The sequence below is a fragment of the Paenibacillus sp. FSL R5-0490 genome (genome assembly GCF_001956215.1).
In the GTDB taxonomy this organism is placed as follows: domain Bacteria; phylum Bacillota; class Bacilli; order Bacillales; family Cytobacillaceae; genus Cytobacillus.
This window is the reverse complement of sequence record NZ_MRTQ01000045.1, coordinates 1-15,638: the sequence shown is the minus strand read 5'-3', so window position 1 is coordinate 15,638 and position 15,638 is coordinate 1. Positions and strand designations below refer to the sequence as shown.

Sequence of the window (15,638 nt, the reverse complement as noted above, 5' to 3'; positions counted from 1 at the left end):
TGATTAAGCTCGTTTGTCTTTTCGAAAAAGACTAATGATTTAAACGTTGACGTTTTGTTCGTTCAGTTTTCAAAGATCAATTCCTCTTGTTATATTTTACCTAATCGCTCAGAAGCGACTTTATCAATATAACATGTCATCCAAAAACAAGTCAACAACTTTTTGAAAATGTTTTTTATCTGTTCAACTTGCCTCGTTGAGGACAAGAATTAATATACCATGACTCATTAAATGTTTGCAATATAATTTTTAAAAAATGTTTATCTTTATATCTTCGATGCATTTTGTTTTTAATCTCATCTCTATTAAACGATTGATTTGGAACCAATTATTAGATTGCACCTTTATTGAAGCGGCAGAAAATCTAACTAATCTGCACCCGGATCTCATAATAGGTGCAAGTTCTACAAGCTAAATTAATGCGTATTTACCTTGAACTTTCAAAAGTAAGTTATATCAATATCATATTATTCGACAGCTATATCAGACATGCCCACATACTTATCCACTGCAAAATACTTATTATTTCAGTTGTCAACAGAGTTACGCACAGTCTGTGGATAACTTTGTTCACTTTTCCACAGTTTTAAAAGCAACCATAAAGAATAATAAATTTATAAGTAATTTTAATAGCTGCTTATTGAAGTACAAACTCAAAGTTAAAATATAATCGATATAAAGAAGAAATAGTAATAGTTTGAGTTAATTTTCATAATATCTATTAACTCTACTTTAAACGGAAGGTGTGAATCATACTGGAAACCGCAGCACTATACCTATCAGTAATCATGGCCGTATTTTTGTTTGCTTATGCTTATGCAGAGGGAATTAAAATTGCAGACTCAGATGAAGAGGTCTACGGAGGCACCTTCATCTTTTCTGTTACAGCTGCATTTATTTTTTCAGCTCTGACCTATGTATTCAGATAAAAAAAATCTCCCCGCTTCAGGGAGATTTTTTCACTAATATGCCTGTAGACAGCTCCCTTTTATCCGGAAACCGTTGTTTTTTTCTTCAATTCTTTCATTCGAATCCTTCTCTCATCTAATAAGAAGAGAGTTATTCCTCCAATTACAATTGTTCCCCCAAGAACTTGTGTCCATATAATAGACTCATGAAGCAAATAATAAGCTAAAACAGCAGCACCAACCGGCTCGAATAAGATGGCCATAGAAATGGTGGAAGTGCTGAGCCACTTTATTGACCAATTGAATAATGTATGTCCGAGCAGGGTGGGAACAAGTGCGAGCAGGATAAAATATACCCAATCACTGGTTCCATACGGGAGTAAAGGTTCTCCGGCGATTAACACATAAATGAACAATGTAATAGCGCTAATACTGTAAACAACAAAAGTATAAGTGATGAGCGAAAGCCTTTTTCTGACTGTCTGGCCAAACATTAAGTAAGCCGTCACAAGGGCACATGCAATGATTGCCAGTATATCCCCGAACAAAGCAGTCCCGCTGATCTGAAAATCTCCCCAGCTGATAATAACACTGCCTGCAATTGCGAGAAGCCCGCTAAGTATTGCTTTCCAGGTAAACTTTTCTTTAAAGAAGAAATATGTACCTGCAAACGCAAAAAGTGGCTGAAGAGTCACAAGAACTGTAGAACTGGCTACAGAGGTGTAGTTCAGCGACTCAAACCATAGAATAAAATGGAAGGCAAGAAACACACCGGCAATGATGGAATAGATCCAATCCCGCCTTGTAATAAGACGAAGTTCCGGAACATACTTTATAAGAAATACAGGCAACATGAAAAGAACAGAAAAAAATAATCTGTAAAAAGCAATGACTCCAGATGGAGCGCTGGATACCTTCACCAATATAGCGGAAGTAGAGACAGAAATGACGCCAATGGCCAGGGCAACATAGGGATTTATTTTGGTTTTAGACATTTTTTATACTCCTTGTTTCGGTTTCCTAATAATGAGGGTATATTTCATTTTACAACGGATAGCCAATCTTTTACTACGGTTTTATTAGATCCTATTTTGGATATATAATACTTTAAAAAGCGGGAGATATTATGAGCAGTTTAGAGATAGAAATATTAATGAAGCTGGGCATATCAGCAGTCCTGGGGCTTGTTATCGGCCTGGAGAGAGAATTAAAAAGAAAGCCGGTCGGCCTAAAGACCAGCTTAGTTATTTCCATAGTAAGCTGCCTCTTGACCATTGTGTCTATTGAATCAGCCTATATGTTTCCCGGTAATGATGACATCAACATTACGATGGATCCTCTGCGTTTGGCTGCCCAAATTGTTTCAGGAATTGGCTTTTTGGGTGCAGGCGTTATTTTAAGACGAGGAAATGATAGCATTTCGGGTCTTACAACAGCTGCTTTAATCTGGGGGGCAGCAGGGATTGGAATTGCTGTAGGAGCAGGCTTTTATATTGAAGCAATGGCTGGAGTAGCACTGCTGATTATTTCAGTAGAAGTAATTCCTTTTATAATGGGCTTAATTGGTCCTAAACGTTTAAGGGAAAAAGAGATAAACCTGCAGCTGAAAGTAAGGGATAAAGAAAATATCGCAGACATCATCCCAGCGGTAAAAGACCTTGATATATCTATTAAACATATTCGCATTAAAGATTTGGAGGATGAGAATCTGCATCTTGTACAGCTGATTGTCGCCGTCGACTACAAAAGAAGAACCACTGATGTATATTACAGTGTTTCAAGTATTCCTGGAGTCCAGTGCATGGAAATCGATAGTATGCAGTAAAATTTTTTAATAATTCCTCTTGCAAGATAGCCCCGATGTGGTTATAATTTTTCTTGTACCACCACCCGGGGGATTAGCTCAGCTGGGAGAGCGCAACGCTGGCAGCGTTGAGGTCAGGGGTTCGAGCCCCCTATTCTCCATAACTAAGAAAAGCTGCAAGGCCAAAATTGGCCCTGCAGCTTTTTTTCTGTTATTCCTCTACTCTTTCATCCTTTCCGGCCAGCCAAAAAGCAGCAGCGATGGAACCAAAGATCACGATAAAAGGTGCATAAAACATAACAAATTCAGCCATGATTTCCCCTCCTATGCATGGTCGTCACGCTTCCCCTGAACATAGTCTTTATTGAAAAGAAACAGCCTGAGCAGCAGATAAAGGGACGGCAGCAGCAAACCCAATCCTGCTATAAAAGCAATGACCAGTGCGATGGCCATAGCTTCGTTTGTGAAACCATCATATATGGTCAGGTATGGATAGAGCAGATACGGATAATGTGAGATCCCATAGGCAAAGAAAGCCACAAAGAATTGCCCTGTCAGCAGCCCGAATGCAAGGCCGTAGTACCTTCTCTTCCATATTAGATAAACCGTTCCCGCAAAGAGCAGGAATGAGATGCCGAACAGCCACCACAGGTTCATTAATCTGCTGAAATGTTCAGGGTTGTGATCCCTCAGTTCGACAATGATGCCTGCCGCTGTAACGATAGCAGGCACTGCCCAAATAAGTGCGTATTTTCTCAGCAGTTCTGCAGCCGGTTCATCGTTTGCTTTATTGGCATACCATGTCAGGAACACTGCTGAAATATAAAGTACTGCTGTTATACTCAGCACAACAATACTCCATGTCAGCGGGCTGGTGAACAATGTCCAATAGTCAAGCTCCAGTCCCACGGGACTCTCACTAACGAATCCGCCTTCTGAAATGGTCAGGACTATGGACAGGGATGCAGGAATAAAAAGACCTGAAAGCCCGTACAGATAGGTCCATCTTTTTTGTCTAAGCCCGCCGTAGGTGGTAAAAGCATAATAAGAACCGCGAATGGCAAGCAGGACTACTGCAATGCTTGCCGGCACCAGCAGAATCGTTCCATAATAGTAGGCTGTTTTTGGAAAGAATCCGACAATGCCAACAAAGAAGAACACCAGGAATACATTTGTAACTTCCCAAACCGGTGATAAATAGCGCTGTATAATTCGCGTTAAAATATGCTGTTTTCCGCGAAACAGGCTGTATGCATTGAAAAATCCTGCTCCAAAATCAATAGACGCAACGATGACATAGCCGAATAGAAACAGCCATAAGACGGAAATACCGAGGATCTCAAGCGTCATCGAAGCTCACCTTCTTTCTCCAGTTCACGGTCAGCCAATTCCTGCTCAACCGTATTTTTGCGGAACATTCTGGTGAGGACAATAAAACTTCCGATTGCCAGCACGAGATATAAGCCTGCAAACAGCAGAAGCATAAGGTCTACCTGGCCGCTTGAAGTGGCAGCATCTTCAGTACGCATAATACCCCGGAGAATCCACGGCTGCCGGCCCACCTCCGCAAGCCACCATCCCGCTTCAATCGCAATGATCGATAATGGCCCGCCAAGAACAATTAGCCAGCGGAACCATTTCGCCGAAACAAAGCGCATTTTAAACCAGGTGCCCAGAACATAGATGAGTGATAGTGCCGTCATCCACATGCCGATGGTCACCATAAGGTCAAATAAATAATGAATATAAAGCGGCGGAATTTCATCTTCAGGGAATTGATCGAGTCCGATCACCTCAGCATTCGGATTGCTGTGTGCAAGAATGCTGAGTGCATATGGAATCTTAATGGCATACTTCACTTCACCGTCATCAAGAACACCATATAGCATTAACGGCGCCCCTTCTTCTGTTTCAAAATGCCACTCAGCAGCAGCCAGTTTTTCAGGCTGGTATTCTGCAAGGTATTTTCCCGAGAAGTCACCAATTACCGCTGTAGCGATTGAGAAAATCAATCCGATTTTCATTGTTAGCATTAAGGCCTTCTTATGATAAATATGATTCGATCCTTTCAAAAGGCGATAAGCACCTATTGATGCCAGAACAAACGCTGATGTCATATACGCAGTGGAAAGCACATGCGCAACCTTTGTCGGCATGGCAGGAGTGAACATCGCCAGTACCGGGTTAACATTAACAAGCTGCCCATTCACAATATCAAATCCCTGCGGCGCGTTCATAAATGCATTTACAATTGTAATGAAAATTGCTGAGAATGATGCCCCAATGGCCACTGGAATTAATAAAAGCAAATGCTTCTTCTGATTCTCAAAACGATCCCAGGTATAGAGATAGATCCCCAGAAAAATAGCTTCAAAGAAAAAAGCAAATGTCTCCATAAACAGAGGAAGCGCAATGACATTGCCGGCAAGTTCCATAAAGTTAGGCCACAGCAAAGATAGCTGCAGTCCGATGGCAGTGCCGGTAACAACTCCGACAGCCACGGTAATGACAAAACCGCGCGTCCATCTTCTGGCGAGCAGAATATAATGTTCATCCTGCTTTTTGATTCCCACCCACTGCGCTATCATAATCATGAGCGGGATGCCGACACCAATGGTTGCGTAAATGATATGGAAGGATAATGTCATCTCTGTTAAAACACGGCTGAAAAAAACTGATTCTTCATTTCCCATTTAACATTCTCCTTTTCCTATCCTGCAAAAATACGGCCAATAAAAGAAAGTCCCATAATGATAGCCACTGTAAAAGCAAGCCACATCAAAATACGTTCCTGTTTTTTATACATTCACTCACTCCTCTTGAATGCTCACTACATCACATTATTCCACAGCTCCAGCCTAAAAGCTGTGACACTTAAACAACATTTTTATGAGGAATATGTGAAACTATGTAATTCCTTTACAGCTCCCTATTCCCTTTTGAGCATAGATTAAAACGAATAGGACATTGGAATTTGCCAATGCCAAGTTTCAGCAGATTATTTATTTATCTAACTTGTAGAATGACTTCCTATCTTCAGATTCAGGCGGATTCTCCATCCAGCCCCTTGCAATCAACAATTTGAGCCCTTCATTTCCATACTTCAAAATCTCGCCAATAAATAATGTATACTTAACGCCCAAATCCTTGCGAATAGATACAGACAGAGCAGTTGCAAGCGCCGGAATTGCAACCTGATTGGAAGCAGAAATGATAAACAGCATCAGCTTCTCGGAAAAAGGGGGAACTCTTGATGCAGTTACCTCCAGTGAAACTGGATAAATTCCAAATGAATTGTCTTCTTTCAGAAATTTATTAAAAGTTTCTATTTGCCTCTCCGTCAGCTTTTTTCCTTTTAACAAATATTCTTTAACTTCCCTGTCTCTGGAGACTTGAATCAAACCAATAAGAAGCACAAGACCAATACTGTTCCGTTCGATTGAAAAGAATAATTCACTCATTTCCATTGAATTTAACGGGCGTCCATTTCCAAACCAGCTGCTCAGGAGAGAAGGTTCATTTTTTTTAAATTCCACTGAACCCGGATACTCGATTTTGGGAGGACGATCATAGATGCCTTTTTCCAGCATTATCGATAAAGACTTCTTATACAGCTCAATGGTCTTGCGCAAGCAGCCATCATAGAATTCCACAATATCTGCCCTTGCGATTTTTGTAAGAGCATTGGAATAAAAGTCAATAATCATCTGTCCGCCCCGGTAAACAAAGCTTAGAGCAAATAATTCCGTATAAAGAGGAGGAGCATTCAAATTTACATCTTCGTCTCCAAATCCCTTGGGTATAGGGAATTCTTCTTCTGCAAATATTTTTTTTATATTTTTATTAAAGGAAGCAGCGAGGCTCATCGCTTCCTTTAGATTTACCTTAATATGTTTATCCTCCACATACTGCATGAAATGGCTATAAAAACAAATCATGGCTGAGTTCTGTGTATATGTAGCCCATAATGCCGATATCTCTGCGGTTGTTAGCTTTGTCTTTTTTTTATCCATTGAGCCGGCTCCTGTTTTTCTTATTAATCTGTTCAAACTCGCCAAGTTTATTCTTTTTTGCCAATAAAAATCCCGGTGCATACACACCGGGAAAGAGTTATATTTTTTGCACTGCCATTTCTGGATCTTCATCGCCTGATACCAGGTCGAATGCCCGCTTATAGGTATTTTCCTTATCCAGCACAGCATAAAGGGTCTTAGCTACATCCTCACGGGGAATGAAGCCCCGCTCCAAGTTTTCCGCCGCTTTAATTTTGCAGGTTCCCGGATCATTTGTCAGGCCGCCCGGACGTACGATTGTGTAGTTCAAGCTGCTGTTTTCCAACATTCTGTCGGCATAATGCTTTGCAGCGTAATAAGGCTTGATCGCTTCACTCCACTTATCGCGATTATTTGCCTGGATAGCGCTGACCATAATAAACCGGTCCACCCCGGCCTTCTCTGCCGCTTCAATTGTTTTTGCGGCTCCGTCCAGGTCAATCAGCAGAGTTTTGTCATAGCCGGTATTTCCGCCTGAACCTGCAGTAAAAACAATCGCATCACAGCCTTTGGCTGCTTCAGCCAACTCATCAACTGATCCTTCAAGGCTTGCTAATGCCGTTTCCACTCCCATTTCTTCAAACTGGCTGACCTGCTCTTCTTTTCTGACCATAGCTCTTGCTGTATGTTTATCCTCTTCATTTATCAGCTTGACAAGCTGCTTTCCAATTTGCCCGTTTGCTCCGACGATAAGAACCTTCATGGATACCTGCCCCTTTCTGTTTAATGGACTTTATTATTTCAAAAGAAAAATGCGTTATCAAATGAACTGTTTATGAGCCCAAACGAACAATTCGCTTTTTATAAAGAGCCGCAATTGTATTCATAATTAATACAGGGATCTTCTTTGGAAAATATCTTCTTCTGTAAAATTTATAGAACGCATGCTTCAAGTCATCCCACTGTGTACAATTCTTCGTTTGCTTAAAACGGGCAACATCAATGATTTTAATATGCCCATCCTCTGTGAGAATAATATTGCGCAGGTGAATATCTGAGGGATTTAGCCCGCTTTCCCTCGCCAGTTTTAAGGCTTCATCAATTTCTCTTATTGTCTCCTCTTTTATTGGTACCCCTTGCGCAAGACAATCAAACAGAGTGAGCCCCTGTACATAATCAATGACTATATAGTTATCCCCAGAGTCAAATAAAGAAGGGTAGTATGGATGGTCAGGCAATGCCCTGTAGATCTCTGCTTCCTCCCTGGCAATTCTTTTAAATTCCGGAAAAAAGACTTTTAATACAAGATTGGTTTCTTTAATCCTAAAAGCAAAGGCACTTCTCCCCGCCCCAATAAATTCCAGGCTGTCGTCCTTTTCAAGAAGTCTGGTCCAATTAAGACTTCTTGAAAATTTCACACTGTCTGCAAGCTCATAATACAGTTTCATTAGTAAACCTCCCTGTTCCAGACTCTTCTAAAAAAATAAAAGACACTGAGCCATTTATTGGTCTCAGCGCCTTAAAAACAAAAGAGACCTTACCAAATAAATGGTAAAGGTCTCGCAAGCAACATCTGTTGCCAGTATAGCCGGAGATTTAACATCCCGTATTGACGACTCTACTTGAAAGCTACTCCCCTTTAGGAAGAATCCGAACTATTTTGTTAACTTAATTATATGTTGTATGCATATATTAGTCAAATGATTCGGCCGCGGAAAAACGAATTACTCCTCAAAAATTGATTCAAATGTGGCAATGCTACTATTTTCCTAAAATAGTCTACTAAAATAGAAAAGAGGGACCAGAAAATGATCCCTCTGCTTCTCTACTTAAATGCTTTAACTCCACCCTGCACAGGAAGCATGATATGGCTTCTTTCCGGATCGATGGTTATTTTCGTGCCTGCCTCCGGTCTAATTGTATAATTATAATCGCTTGATAAAACAACTACTCCCAGACGATCACCTTCATTAAACACATAATCATCCGGCTGCATATCCCAAGTAAATGTATATTCACGGTTCGGTGTAAGCCCTGTTGATCTATTTTCACTGTGAAGGTTTTGCGGATCCATCCACCCTCTAGTAACAATTTCCGGCTTTCCTTCCCCATATTTTACAAGGAGGGCTGTTAAGTTGGCTGTTTTCCGATCAATGCTTGCACGAATCTGAATCTCCGGTGTCCCGCTCATGCGAATATCGTTTTCTAAAGGCGGGGTTAAATAGACGAGCCTATTAGCTAATGGAGCATCATGATTCAGAATCAGCTCTTCAGCCTTAATTGATGCATCGTCCACAAAATGCTGATTTTTCTTGTTCTTATTCGGTACAGGCTGCAATTCTAAGCTGCCGCCTCCTTCTGAAGCCGGTTTAAAATGCAATTTCGTGCCTAAGGTTCCTTTAGCAGGCCAGTCGGCCTCTGAATGCCACGTCTTATCCTCTCTTTGAATATCAACCATCGGTTCATTCATGACATCATTTTTAATATCATACAGCCAGTAATCAAACCATTTATTTAAAGTCGGGAGCCAAACATCACGTCTGAAGCTGTATGGGCTGGAATGGCCGCCCTGGTGAAGCCACATTTTCCTCGGAACATCATTCTCGCCAAGTGCCTGCCACCAATCTGAAAAATGCTTTGTTTTAACATTCCAGTCATTTAATCCATGGACAATAAAGACACTTGCTTTAACCTGATCAGCATCTTTTGTATAATCTCTTTCACTCCAGAAATCATTATAATCACCGGTTTCCCTGTCCTGTCCTTCAGTTAATTCTTTCATGACATTCCTGCATGCTTCAGGGTTATTCCTGGTTAAGATCGCTTCGGCCATATTATCTGCATCTTCACCTTGATACCCGCCCGGCGCAATTACAGCACCGTTTGAACGATAATAGTCATACCAGCTGCTGATTGCAGCAATAGGCACAATTGTTTTAAGGCCCTCAACTCCTGTGGCAGCCACAGCATTAGGCAGTGTTCCATTATAGGAAACTCCCGTCATCCCCACGTTACCTGTTGACCAATCAGCATTTATTTCCTGTCCCTCTGCATTGAAAGCTTTTGTCCTTCCATTCAGCCAATCAATTACAGCCCGTGTTCCAAGGATTTCATGCTCATCCCCGGTTGTAGGACAGCCATCAGACAGGCCTGTCCCTACGCTTTCCGCCAGAACAACTGCATAGCCTCTGGGCACAAAATAGTCATCATAATATCCAGGGAGATTTGCCTGCGGTTTTCCCTTTTCACCCTTGTCTTTCCCTTTTCGCGGCACACTATTAAGTTCTGTATCCACATCATAAACCGGTACATTTTTAATTCCGGAACGGTAAGGGCTCATTTCATAAATAACAGGTACCTTTAACCCTTCCTCTGTTTCTTTTGGCCTGATAATATCTGCACGTACCCGATCCAGTTTTCCATCCCGATCACTGTCAGTTGCTGTTTCAATAAAAACCCTTTCGACAATGGCATCGTCCAGAGAAAAAACGGGCTGTGTCATGCCATTTTCGACATTAATCTGTGTTTTAGCTGAGGCAATGGCGGTGTGGCTGTCTTTACCTGTTGAAGGCAAAGCCCCGCCGGCAATCAGCGGGAAAGCGATGGCTGATGTTATGAACACTTTTAATGCAGCTTTTTTCATAGTAAATCCTCCCATTATAAAACTTTATAATTTTCAGAATATATTAAAATCACTTAAGTTTCGATAGTCGAAAGACCTGTATTTTCCAAAAGAAAAGTGATAACAAGTCACCGGAGCCCTCCAAAAGTCATGACTGAAAAAATATGAATCTTAGATGTAGCACTTTACAGCTACCATTTCCTCGAATCCTAAAAGTAAATATATTCCTTTTCTCCCAGGATTAATAAATCTGCTAGGATAATCGATTCGTTTTACTCTCTATTAAAAGGAAGCAGAGCTATGTAAGCGAATACATATAGCTGGACTACCAGTCGAGGGGGAATAAAAGATGAAAGTTGGAAAGAAAGCTTCTTCTGTCATGCTTGCGGCAGTTCTGACAGCTTCAAGTTTATATGGGGTGCCTGTACAATTTGTACAGACTGCTGAAGCAGCACAAAGCCAAACTGAACATCCCGGCTCAAAAGCGTTTGATCAGAAGGTTATCGCAAGGATAGATACAGCTCGCATGATGGAGGATGTCAGGTATTTATCAGAAACCATCGGGCCGCGGGCTGCAGGAACTGATGCGGAAAAAGAGGCGGCAAATTTCATTCGCCAACGCCTTGAATCATATGGATACACAGTCGAAACACAAGAGTTCAGCATTCCTGATAAAATGGCGGGAGGTTTGCACACCAGTGATTTGAAGGAGGTTCTTATAACTATTCCTTCCGGGTCAGGATCGACAGCTGAAGAAGGAATTACCTCTGGATTATATGATGCCGGATTAGGAAAGGCAGCTGATTTCACGGAGGAAGCATCAGGAAAAATAGCACTGATTTCACGAGGAGAAATTACGTTCTCTGAAAAAGTATTAAATGCAGTAAATGCCGGTGCTGCAGGGGTCCTTATTTACAATAATGTGGATCAGCCAGCCCCTATGAATCCTTCAATCGGGGGTCCATATAATATTCCTGTCGGAAGCATAACGAAAGCAAGCGGAGAAGCACTCCTTCAAGATGTTGCGGCACAAAACAAAACGGTTACGCTGACTGTAAAGAGATTTCAAAACATAAAATCGCAAAACATTATTGCCATCAAGAACCCTAAACCTAATAAAGGCGGGGAAGCTGATATTGTCCACATTTCTGCGCATTTCGATAGTGTCCCATTTGCTCCGGGGGCAAGTGATAATGCATCAGGTACTGCTGTTGCCTTAGAGCTGGCGAGAGTTCTGAAAAGTTATCCTGCTGACAAAGAATTACGATTTGCATTTGTAGGTGCAGAAGAAATCGGTCTTCTTGGTTCTCAGTATTATGTCAGCCAGCTGAGCGGCAATGAAAAAGAGCGGAGCATTGCAAATTTCAATATGGATATGGTAGGTACAGCATGGGAAAATGCAACCGCGATTTACATGAATACCCTTGATGGCCAGGCAAATATTGCAACAGAAACTGCTCTTGCCACTGCCGGACGCATTGGCACACCCTCTGAATTAGTACTTTATCAACGGGGCGCATCCGACCATGTTTCTTTTCATGATGCAGGCATTCCAGCTGTTAATTTTATCAGGCGCGAGCCTGTCACAGCCAATCTTGAGCCGTATTACCATACACCGCTGGATTCCATCGAGCACATTAGCGCCGAGCGGATGAAAGAAGCCGGAAATCTAATTGGCGCTTCAGTTTACAGCTTAATCCGAAAATAGAATTGTCTCAATGAATCCTCGGAAATATCACGAGGATTTTTTTGTTTTTTACTTGCCAGCTATTTATTAACGCCATTGGGTTTACATGCAAAATAAGAGGGTAGACTATATTCGTTCTAAATTTCATGTTTAATATTTAGACGTTTTTGCCGTTTAAATTGTAAAGAATTCGGGTAACATAATTGTAACATTACAAATAAATAAATTAACTAACTGCCTGTTAGTCCTTTATATCCCTAAAGGAGGGAGTCATCATGGATTTTGAACACGAGGCTGTCATACTAAAGAGAGAACTCTCCCTTCTCATGGATGAATATGAAAGGTGCGAGATTGACGACGTGAAAAATGAAATATCAAAGGATATTCAACTGCTGAGCCGTGCAATAGACGATATACTTAATTAAGTATATACGTGGCATGGCTTTTTTTTATATTTTAATAACATTTTAAACACACATGTTTTTTATTAGGAGTGATGTTTTATGCCACAGCAAATTTATTACAGTTTCATCCGTCTGCCTTTAGTAATCAGGATTTTGTTGATTGCCCTGTTGGTGATCTTTCTTTTTGGCGGATTAATACATATTATCGAACCCTCCTCCTTTCCGACTTTTTTTGATGGAATCTGGTGGGCTGTGGTTACTGCTTCCACCGTGGGATTTGGGGATTTATATCCGACAAGCACAGCCGGGCGCATTATAGGTATTGCGCTTATTTTAACAGGAGCGGGCTTTCTGTCTACATATTTTATTTCCCTCGCAACAGCTGCAGTGACCCGGCAGAATGACTTTTTGGAAGGTAAAGTTGAATATCGGGGCAAAAATCATATTGTTGTGATCGGCTGGAATGAACGTGCACGGGAGATCGTAAATACACTCGGGGGCGATGGGATGAACCATTCCATTGCTTTAATCGATGAAACATTAAAATCAAATCCTGTCCCCCATAATAATGTACATTTTATTCAGGGACGCGCTAACAGAGATGATGTCCTTATGAAAGCAAATATATTTGATGCGCAAAAAGTAATCATAACAGCAGATCAGAATAAAGATGAATTGCATGCTGATATGAATTCAATCTTAACCTTATTGGCAATCAAAGGGTTGAATCGGGATGTTCAATGCATCGTGGAAATATTAACTTCTGAACAGGCAGCAAATGCCAAAAGAGCGGGTGCTGATGAAATTGTCCAGACGAATGTGCTCACAAGCTTCGTTATGATCAACAGCATTTCTTCCCAGGAGCTCGTTACTTCTTTTCTTGATTTGCTGGGACAGCTTGATAAACGAAAATTAACGTTTCAGCCTGCATCGGAAGAAATTGAAAATAAAACCTTTGCTGAACTTAGTGCAGAGCTTATGAATGAAGGCATCCTCCTTTTAGGTGTTAAAAGAGGGGAGGAAACTCTGGTTAATCCTCCCCAGCCTTTTAAAATTCTTCAGCAGGATCAGCTGATTGTTATACTCGGTTAATCTCTTATTAATATGGATTCAAGCTCTTCGACAAGTGCTTTCCCGAGATCAATGAATTCCTTCGGAAAACTGGCGTCCTTATCCACTGGCTCCGAGAATTGATCAAAGGAGGCGCTGAAATTTCCGGTATAGGCGTGGTCATCAAGACCGCGCTGGTACTTATGGGAAAGCAGAAATGGCCTGCCTGTCTCCACCGTACAGCTTGGGTCATCAAGCTGCCCATCAATTGCCTTAAATGGGACCCTTAAAAACTGGTACCCCACCTCATCATCAATTTTATAGTCAAAAGAACCGTGATCATAATCCCAGTTCCCGCCAATCGAATAGCCAATCGGCTTCAAAGCCTGCTCCAGCTTATATAAATCAAAATGCTTTCCTTCCACTTTTGAAGGTATCTCAATCACTGAATCCATCCCCTTTTTCGCTTTTTGCTTAGTTTCTCCAAAGTGGTGGATATCATGAATGCGATGTTAGGAATTAGATGGAACTTGTCTTCTCCAATAAAAAACGCCTGCCCGCAGGCAGACGCTTCTCACTATTACTTCAATCTCTTTTCAAGTTCAGCTTTTTTCTCTTCAAATCCTGGTTTACCCAAAAGGGCAAACATGTTCACTTTGTATGCTTCAACACCAGGCTGGTCAAATGGATTTACTCCCAGAAGATAGCCGCTCATTGCACAGGCTTTTTCAAAGAAGTAAACCAGATAGCCAAATGTATAGGCATCCATTTTTGGAATGGAAACGATCAGGTTTGGCACTCCGCCATCTGTGTGGGCAAGCATGGTTCCTTCAAAAGCTTTGTTATTCACAAAATCGACAGTCTCACCCGCAAGATAGTTCAATCCATCAAGATCATTTTCAGCCTCTTCAATGGTAAGTTCATGGCGTGATTCTTCCACCTTGATAACCGTTTCAAAAAGGTCCCGGCGGCCTTCCTGCACATACTGGCCTAATGAATGAAGATCAGTGGAGAAGTTAGCTGATGAAGGGAAAATTCCTTTCTGGTCTTTTCCTTCACTTTCACCGAACAGCTGCTTCCACCACTCTGCAAAATATTGAAGACCTGGTTCATAGTTGATCAGCATTTCAATCGTTTTGCCTTTGTTATAAAGAACATTGCGGACAGCAGCATACTGATAGGCTGTGTTCTCCTGAAGCTCAGATTTGCTGAAGTCTTCGCGCGCCTGTGCAGCACCGTTCATCATATCTTCAATGCTTGCACCGCTGACAGCTATCGGCAAAAGACCTACTGCTGTCAGAACAGAATAGCGGCCTCCTACATCATCAGGAATAATAAATGATTCGTAGCCTTCTTCTTTCGCAAGAGTTTTTAAAGCACCTCTCGCTTTGTCGGTCGTAGCATAAATTCGTTTACGCGCTTCTTCCACACCATATTTTTCCTCGAGCATTTTGCGGAAAATACGGAAAGCCAATGCCGGCTCAGTTGTTGTGCCTGATTTGGAGATCACATTAATAGACCAATCTTTTCCTTCAAGCAGATCCATTAAATCCTTCATGTATGAAGAACTGATATTGTTGCCGGCAAACAGTACCTGAGGAGTACCGCGCTTTTCTTTTGGAAGTGCATTATAGAAGCTGTGCTGAAGCATTTCTATAGCCGCACGCGCTCCAAGATAGGAGCCTCCAATTCCAATGACAATAAGAACATCGGAATCGTACTTAATTTTCTCAGCCGCTTTTTGAATGCGGGAGAACTCTTCTTTATCGTAGTTTGAAGGCAGATCGATCCAGCCTAAATAGTCGCTGCCAGCTCCAGTTTGTTCATGAAGGGAGTGGTGAGCAACCTTCACTGCATCCTGCAAATATGTAATTTCATGTTCGCCAAAAAAAGGAAGTGCTTTTGAATAATCAAAACGAACGTGTGTCATGAATGTCCTCCAATTTTTCTCAAATTTAAACAGCTGTTATCAATGGCTGTCATCTCTATTCCACTTTAACGAAAGCATCAAAGTTAATCAAGAATCATCCTTTATTGTAAGCGTGTCCAATTTTGACATATTTTTTACACATAAAGTGAAACTTCAATCAGTGGGGGTTTTCCTTATCCCCCACTGATTGTTAGTCGCGTTCTAGTGTCGCTAAGATCTCCGCTATCGCTTCGAACAATCG

At 41.5% G+C, this 15,638-nt stretch carries 14 protein-coding genes and 1 tRNA gene; 5 read left to right on the top strand and 10 right to left on the bottom strand.

The features are described from left to right. Window positions 1–988: 988 nt before the first annotated feature. Window positions 989–1,903, bottom strand: a complete 915-nt coding sequence (locus tag BK139_RS23045; RefSeq protein WP_076263467.1) for a DMT family transporter — start codon at window positions 1,901–1,903, stop codon at window positions 989–991. A gap of 131 nt (window positions 1,904–2,034) precedes the next feature. Here BK139_RS23045 and BK139_RS23040 point away from each other — a divergent pair, with 131 nt between their 5' ends. Then, the gene (locus BK139_RS23040; RefSeq protein WP_048011874.1) at window positions 2,035–2,733 is read left to right on the top strand and encodes an MgtC/SapB family protein; all 699 of its coding nucleotides are present in this window, start codon (window positions 2,035–2,037) and stop codon (window positions 2,731–2,733) included. A gap of 67 nt (window positions 2,734–2,800) precedes the next feature. Further along, window positions 2,801–2,873 (top strand) — tRNA-Ala (locus BK139_RS23035). A 50-nt stretch (window positions 2,874–2,923) separates the two neighbouring features. On the opposite strand, the gene cydS is transcribed toward BK139_RS23035, so the two are convergent. The 7 genes from cydS to BK139_RS23005 form a co-directional block, all read right to left on the bottom strand. Continuing rightward, complete coding sequence (gene cydS / locus BK139_RS24620) at window positions 2,924–3,025, bottom strand: cytochrome bd oxidase small subunit CydS family protein (protein ID WP_373682887.1); 102 nt, start codon at window positions 3,023–3,025, stop codon at window positions 2,924–2,926. Between the two features lie 11 nt (window positions 3,026–3,036). Then, window positions 3,037–4,062: a cytochrome d ubiquinol oxidase subunit II gene (locus tag BK139_RS23030; protein ID WP_076263465.1), complete on the bottom strand. Its 1,026-nt coding sequence runs from the start codon at window positions 4,060–4,062 to the stop codon at window positions 3,037–3,039. Next, complete coding sequence (locus BK139_RS23025; RefSeq protein WP_076263463.1) at window positions 4,059–5,405, bottom strand: cytochrome ubiquinol oxidase subunit I; 1,347 nt, start codon at window positions 5,403–5,405, stop codon at window positions 4,059–4,061. The genes BK139_RS23030 and BK139_RS23025 overlap by 4 nt, the downstream gene beginning before the upstream one ends. Before the next feature lie 309 nt (window positions 5,406–5,714). Then, window positions 5,715–6,725, bottom strand: coding sequence for a DUF3231 family protein (locus tag BK139_RS23020; RefSeq protein ID WP_076263460.1), 1,011 nt, complete (start codon window positions 6,723–6,725; stop codon window positions 5,715–5,717). A gap of 97 nt (window positions 6,726–6,822) precedes the next feature. Next, window positions 6,823–7,467, bottom strand: coding sequence for an SDR family oxidoreductase (locus BK139_RS23015; RefSeq protein WP_076263458.1), 645 nt, complete (start codon window positions 7,465–7,467; stop codon window positions 6,823–6,825). A gap of 70 nt (window positions 7,468–7,537) precedes the next feature. Then, entirely contained in the window at window positions 7,538–8,152 is a 615-nt protein-coding gene (locus BK139_RS23010) for a serine/threonine protein kinase (RefSeq protein ID WP_076263455.1), read from the bottom strand. A gap of 377 nt (window positions 8,153–8,529) precedes the next feature. After that, entirely contained in the window at window positions 8,530–10,347 is a 1,818-nt protein-coding gene (locus BK139_RS23005) for a Xaa-Pro dipeptidyl-peptidase (protein WP_076263453.1), read from the bottom strand. 328 nt (window positions 10,348–10,675) lie between these two features. Between BK139_RS23005 and BK139_RS23000 the strand changes: the two genes are divergently transcribed. From BK139_RS23000 to BK139_RS22995, 3 genes are all read left to right on the top strand, one after another. Further along, window positions 10,676–12,034, top strand: coding sequence for a M28 family peptidase (locus BK139_RS23000; protein ID WP_076263450.1), 1,359 nt, complete (start codon window positions 10,676–10,678; stop codon window positions 12,032–12,034). 254 nt (window positions 12,035–12,288) lie between these two features. After that, window positions 12,289–12,438, top strand: a complete 150-nt coding sequence (locus BK139_RS24220) for a hypothetical protein (RefSeq protein ID WP_175609186.1) — start codon at window positions 12,289–12,291, stop codon at window positions 12,436–12,438. A 78-nt stretch (window positions 12,439–12,516) separates the two neighbouring features. Beyond that, window positions 12,517–13,509, top strand: a complete 993-nt coding sequence (locus BK139_RS22995) for a potassium channel family protein (protein ID WP_076263447.1) — start codon at window positions 12,517–12,519, stop codon at window positions 13,507–13,509. Here the strand turns inward: BK139_RS22995 and BK139_RS22990 are convergent. Both BK139_RS22990 and BK139_RS22985 read right to left on the bottom strand, forming a co-directional pair. Next, the gene (locus BK139_RS22990; protein ID WP_076263444.1) at window positions 13,506–13,913 is read right to left on the bottom strand and encodes a YugN-like family protein; all 408 of its coding nucleotides are present in this window, start codon (window positions 13,911–13,913) and stop codon (window positions 13,506–13,508) included. The genes BK139_RS22995 and BK139_RS22990 overlap by 4 nt on opposite strands. A gap of 134 nt (window positions 13,914–14,047) precedes the next feature. Next, a complete protein-coding gene (locus BK139_RS22985; protein WP_076263442.1) occupies window positions 14,048–15,397 on the bottom strand; it encodes a glucose-6-phosphate isomerase in 1,350 nt (449 codons plus the stop codon). Window positions 15,398–15,638: the final 241 nt, after the last annotated feature.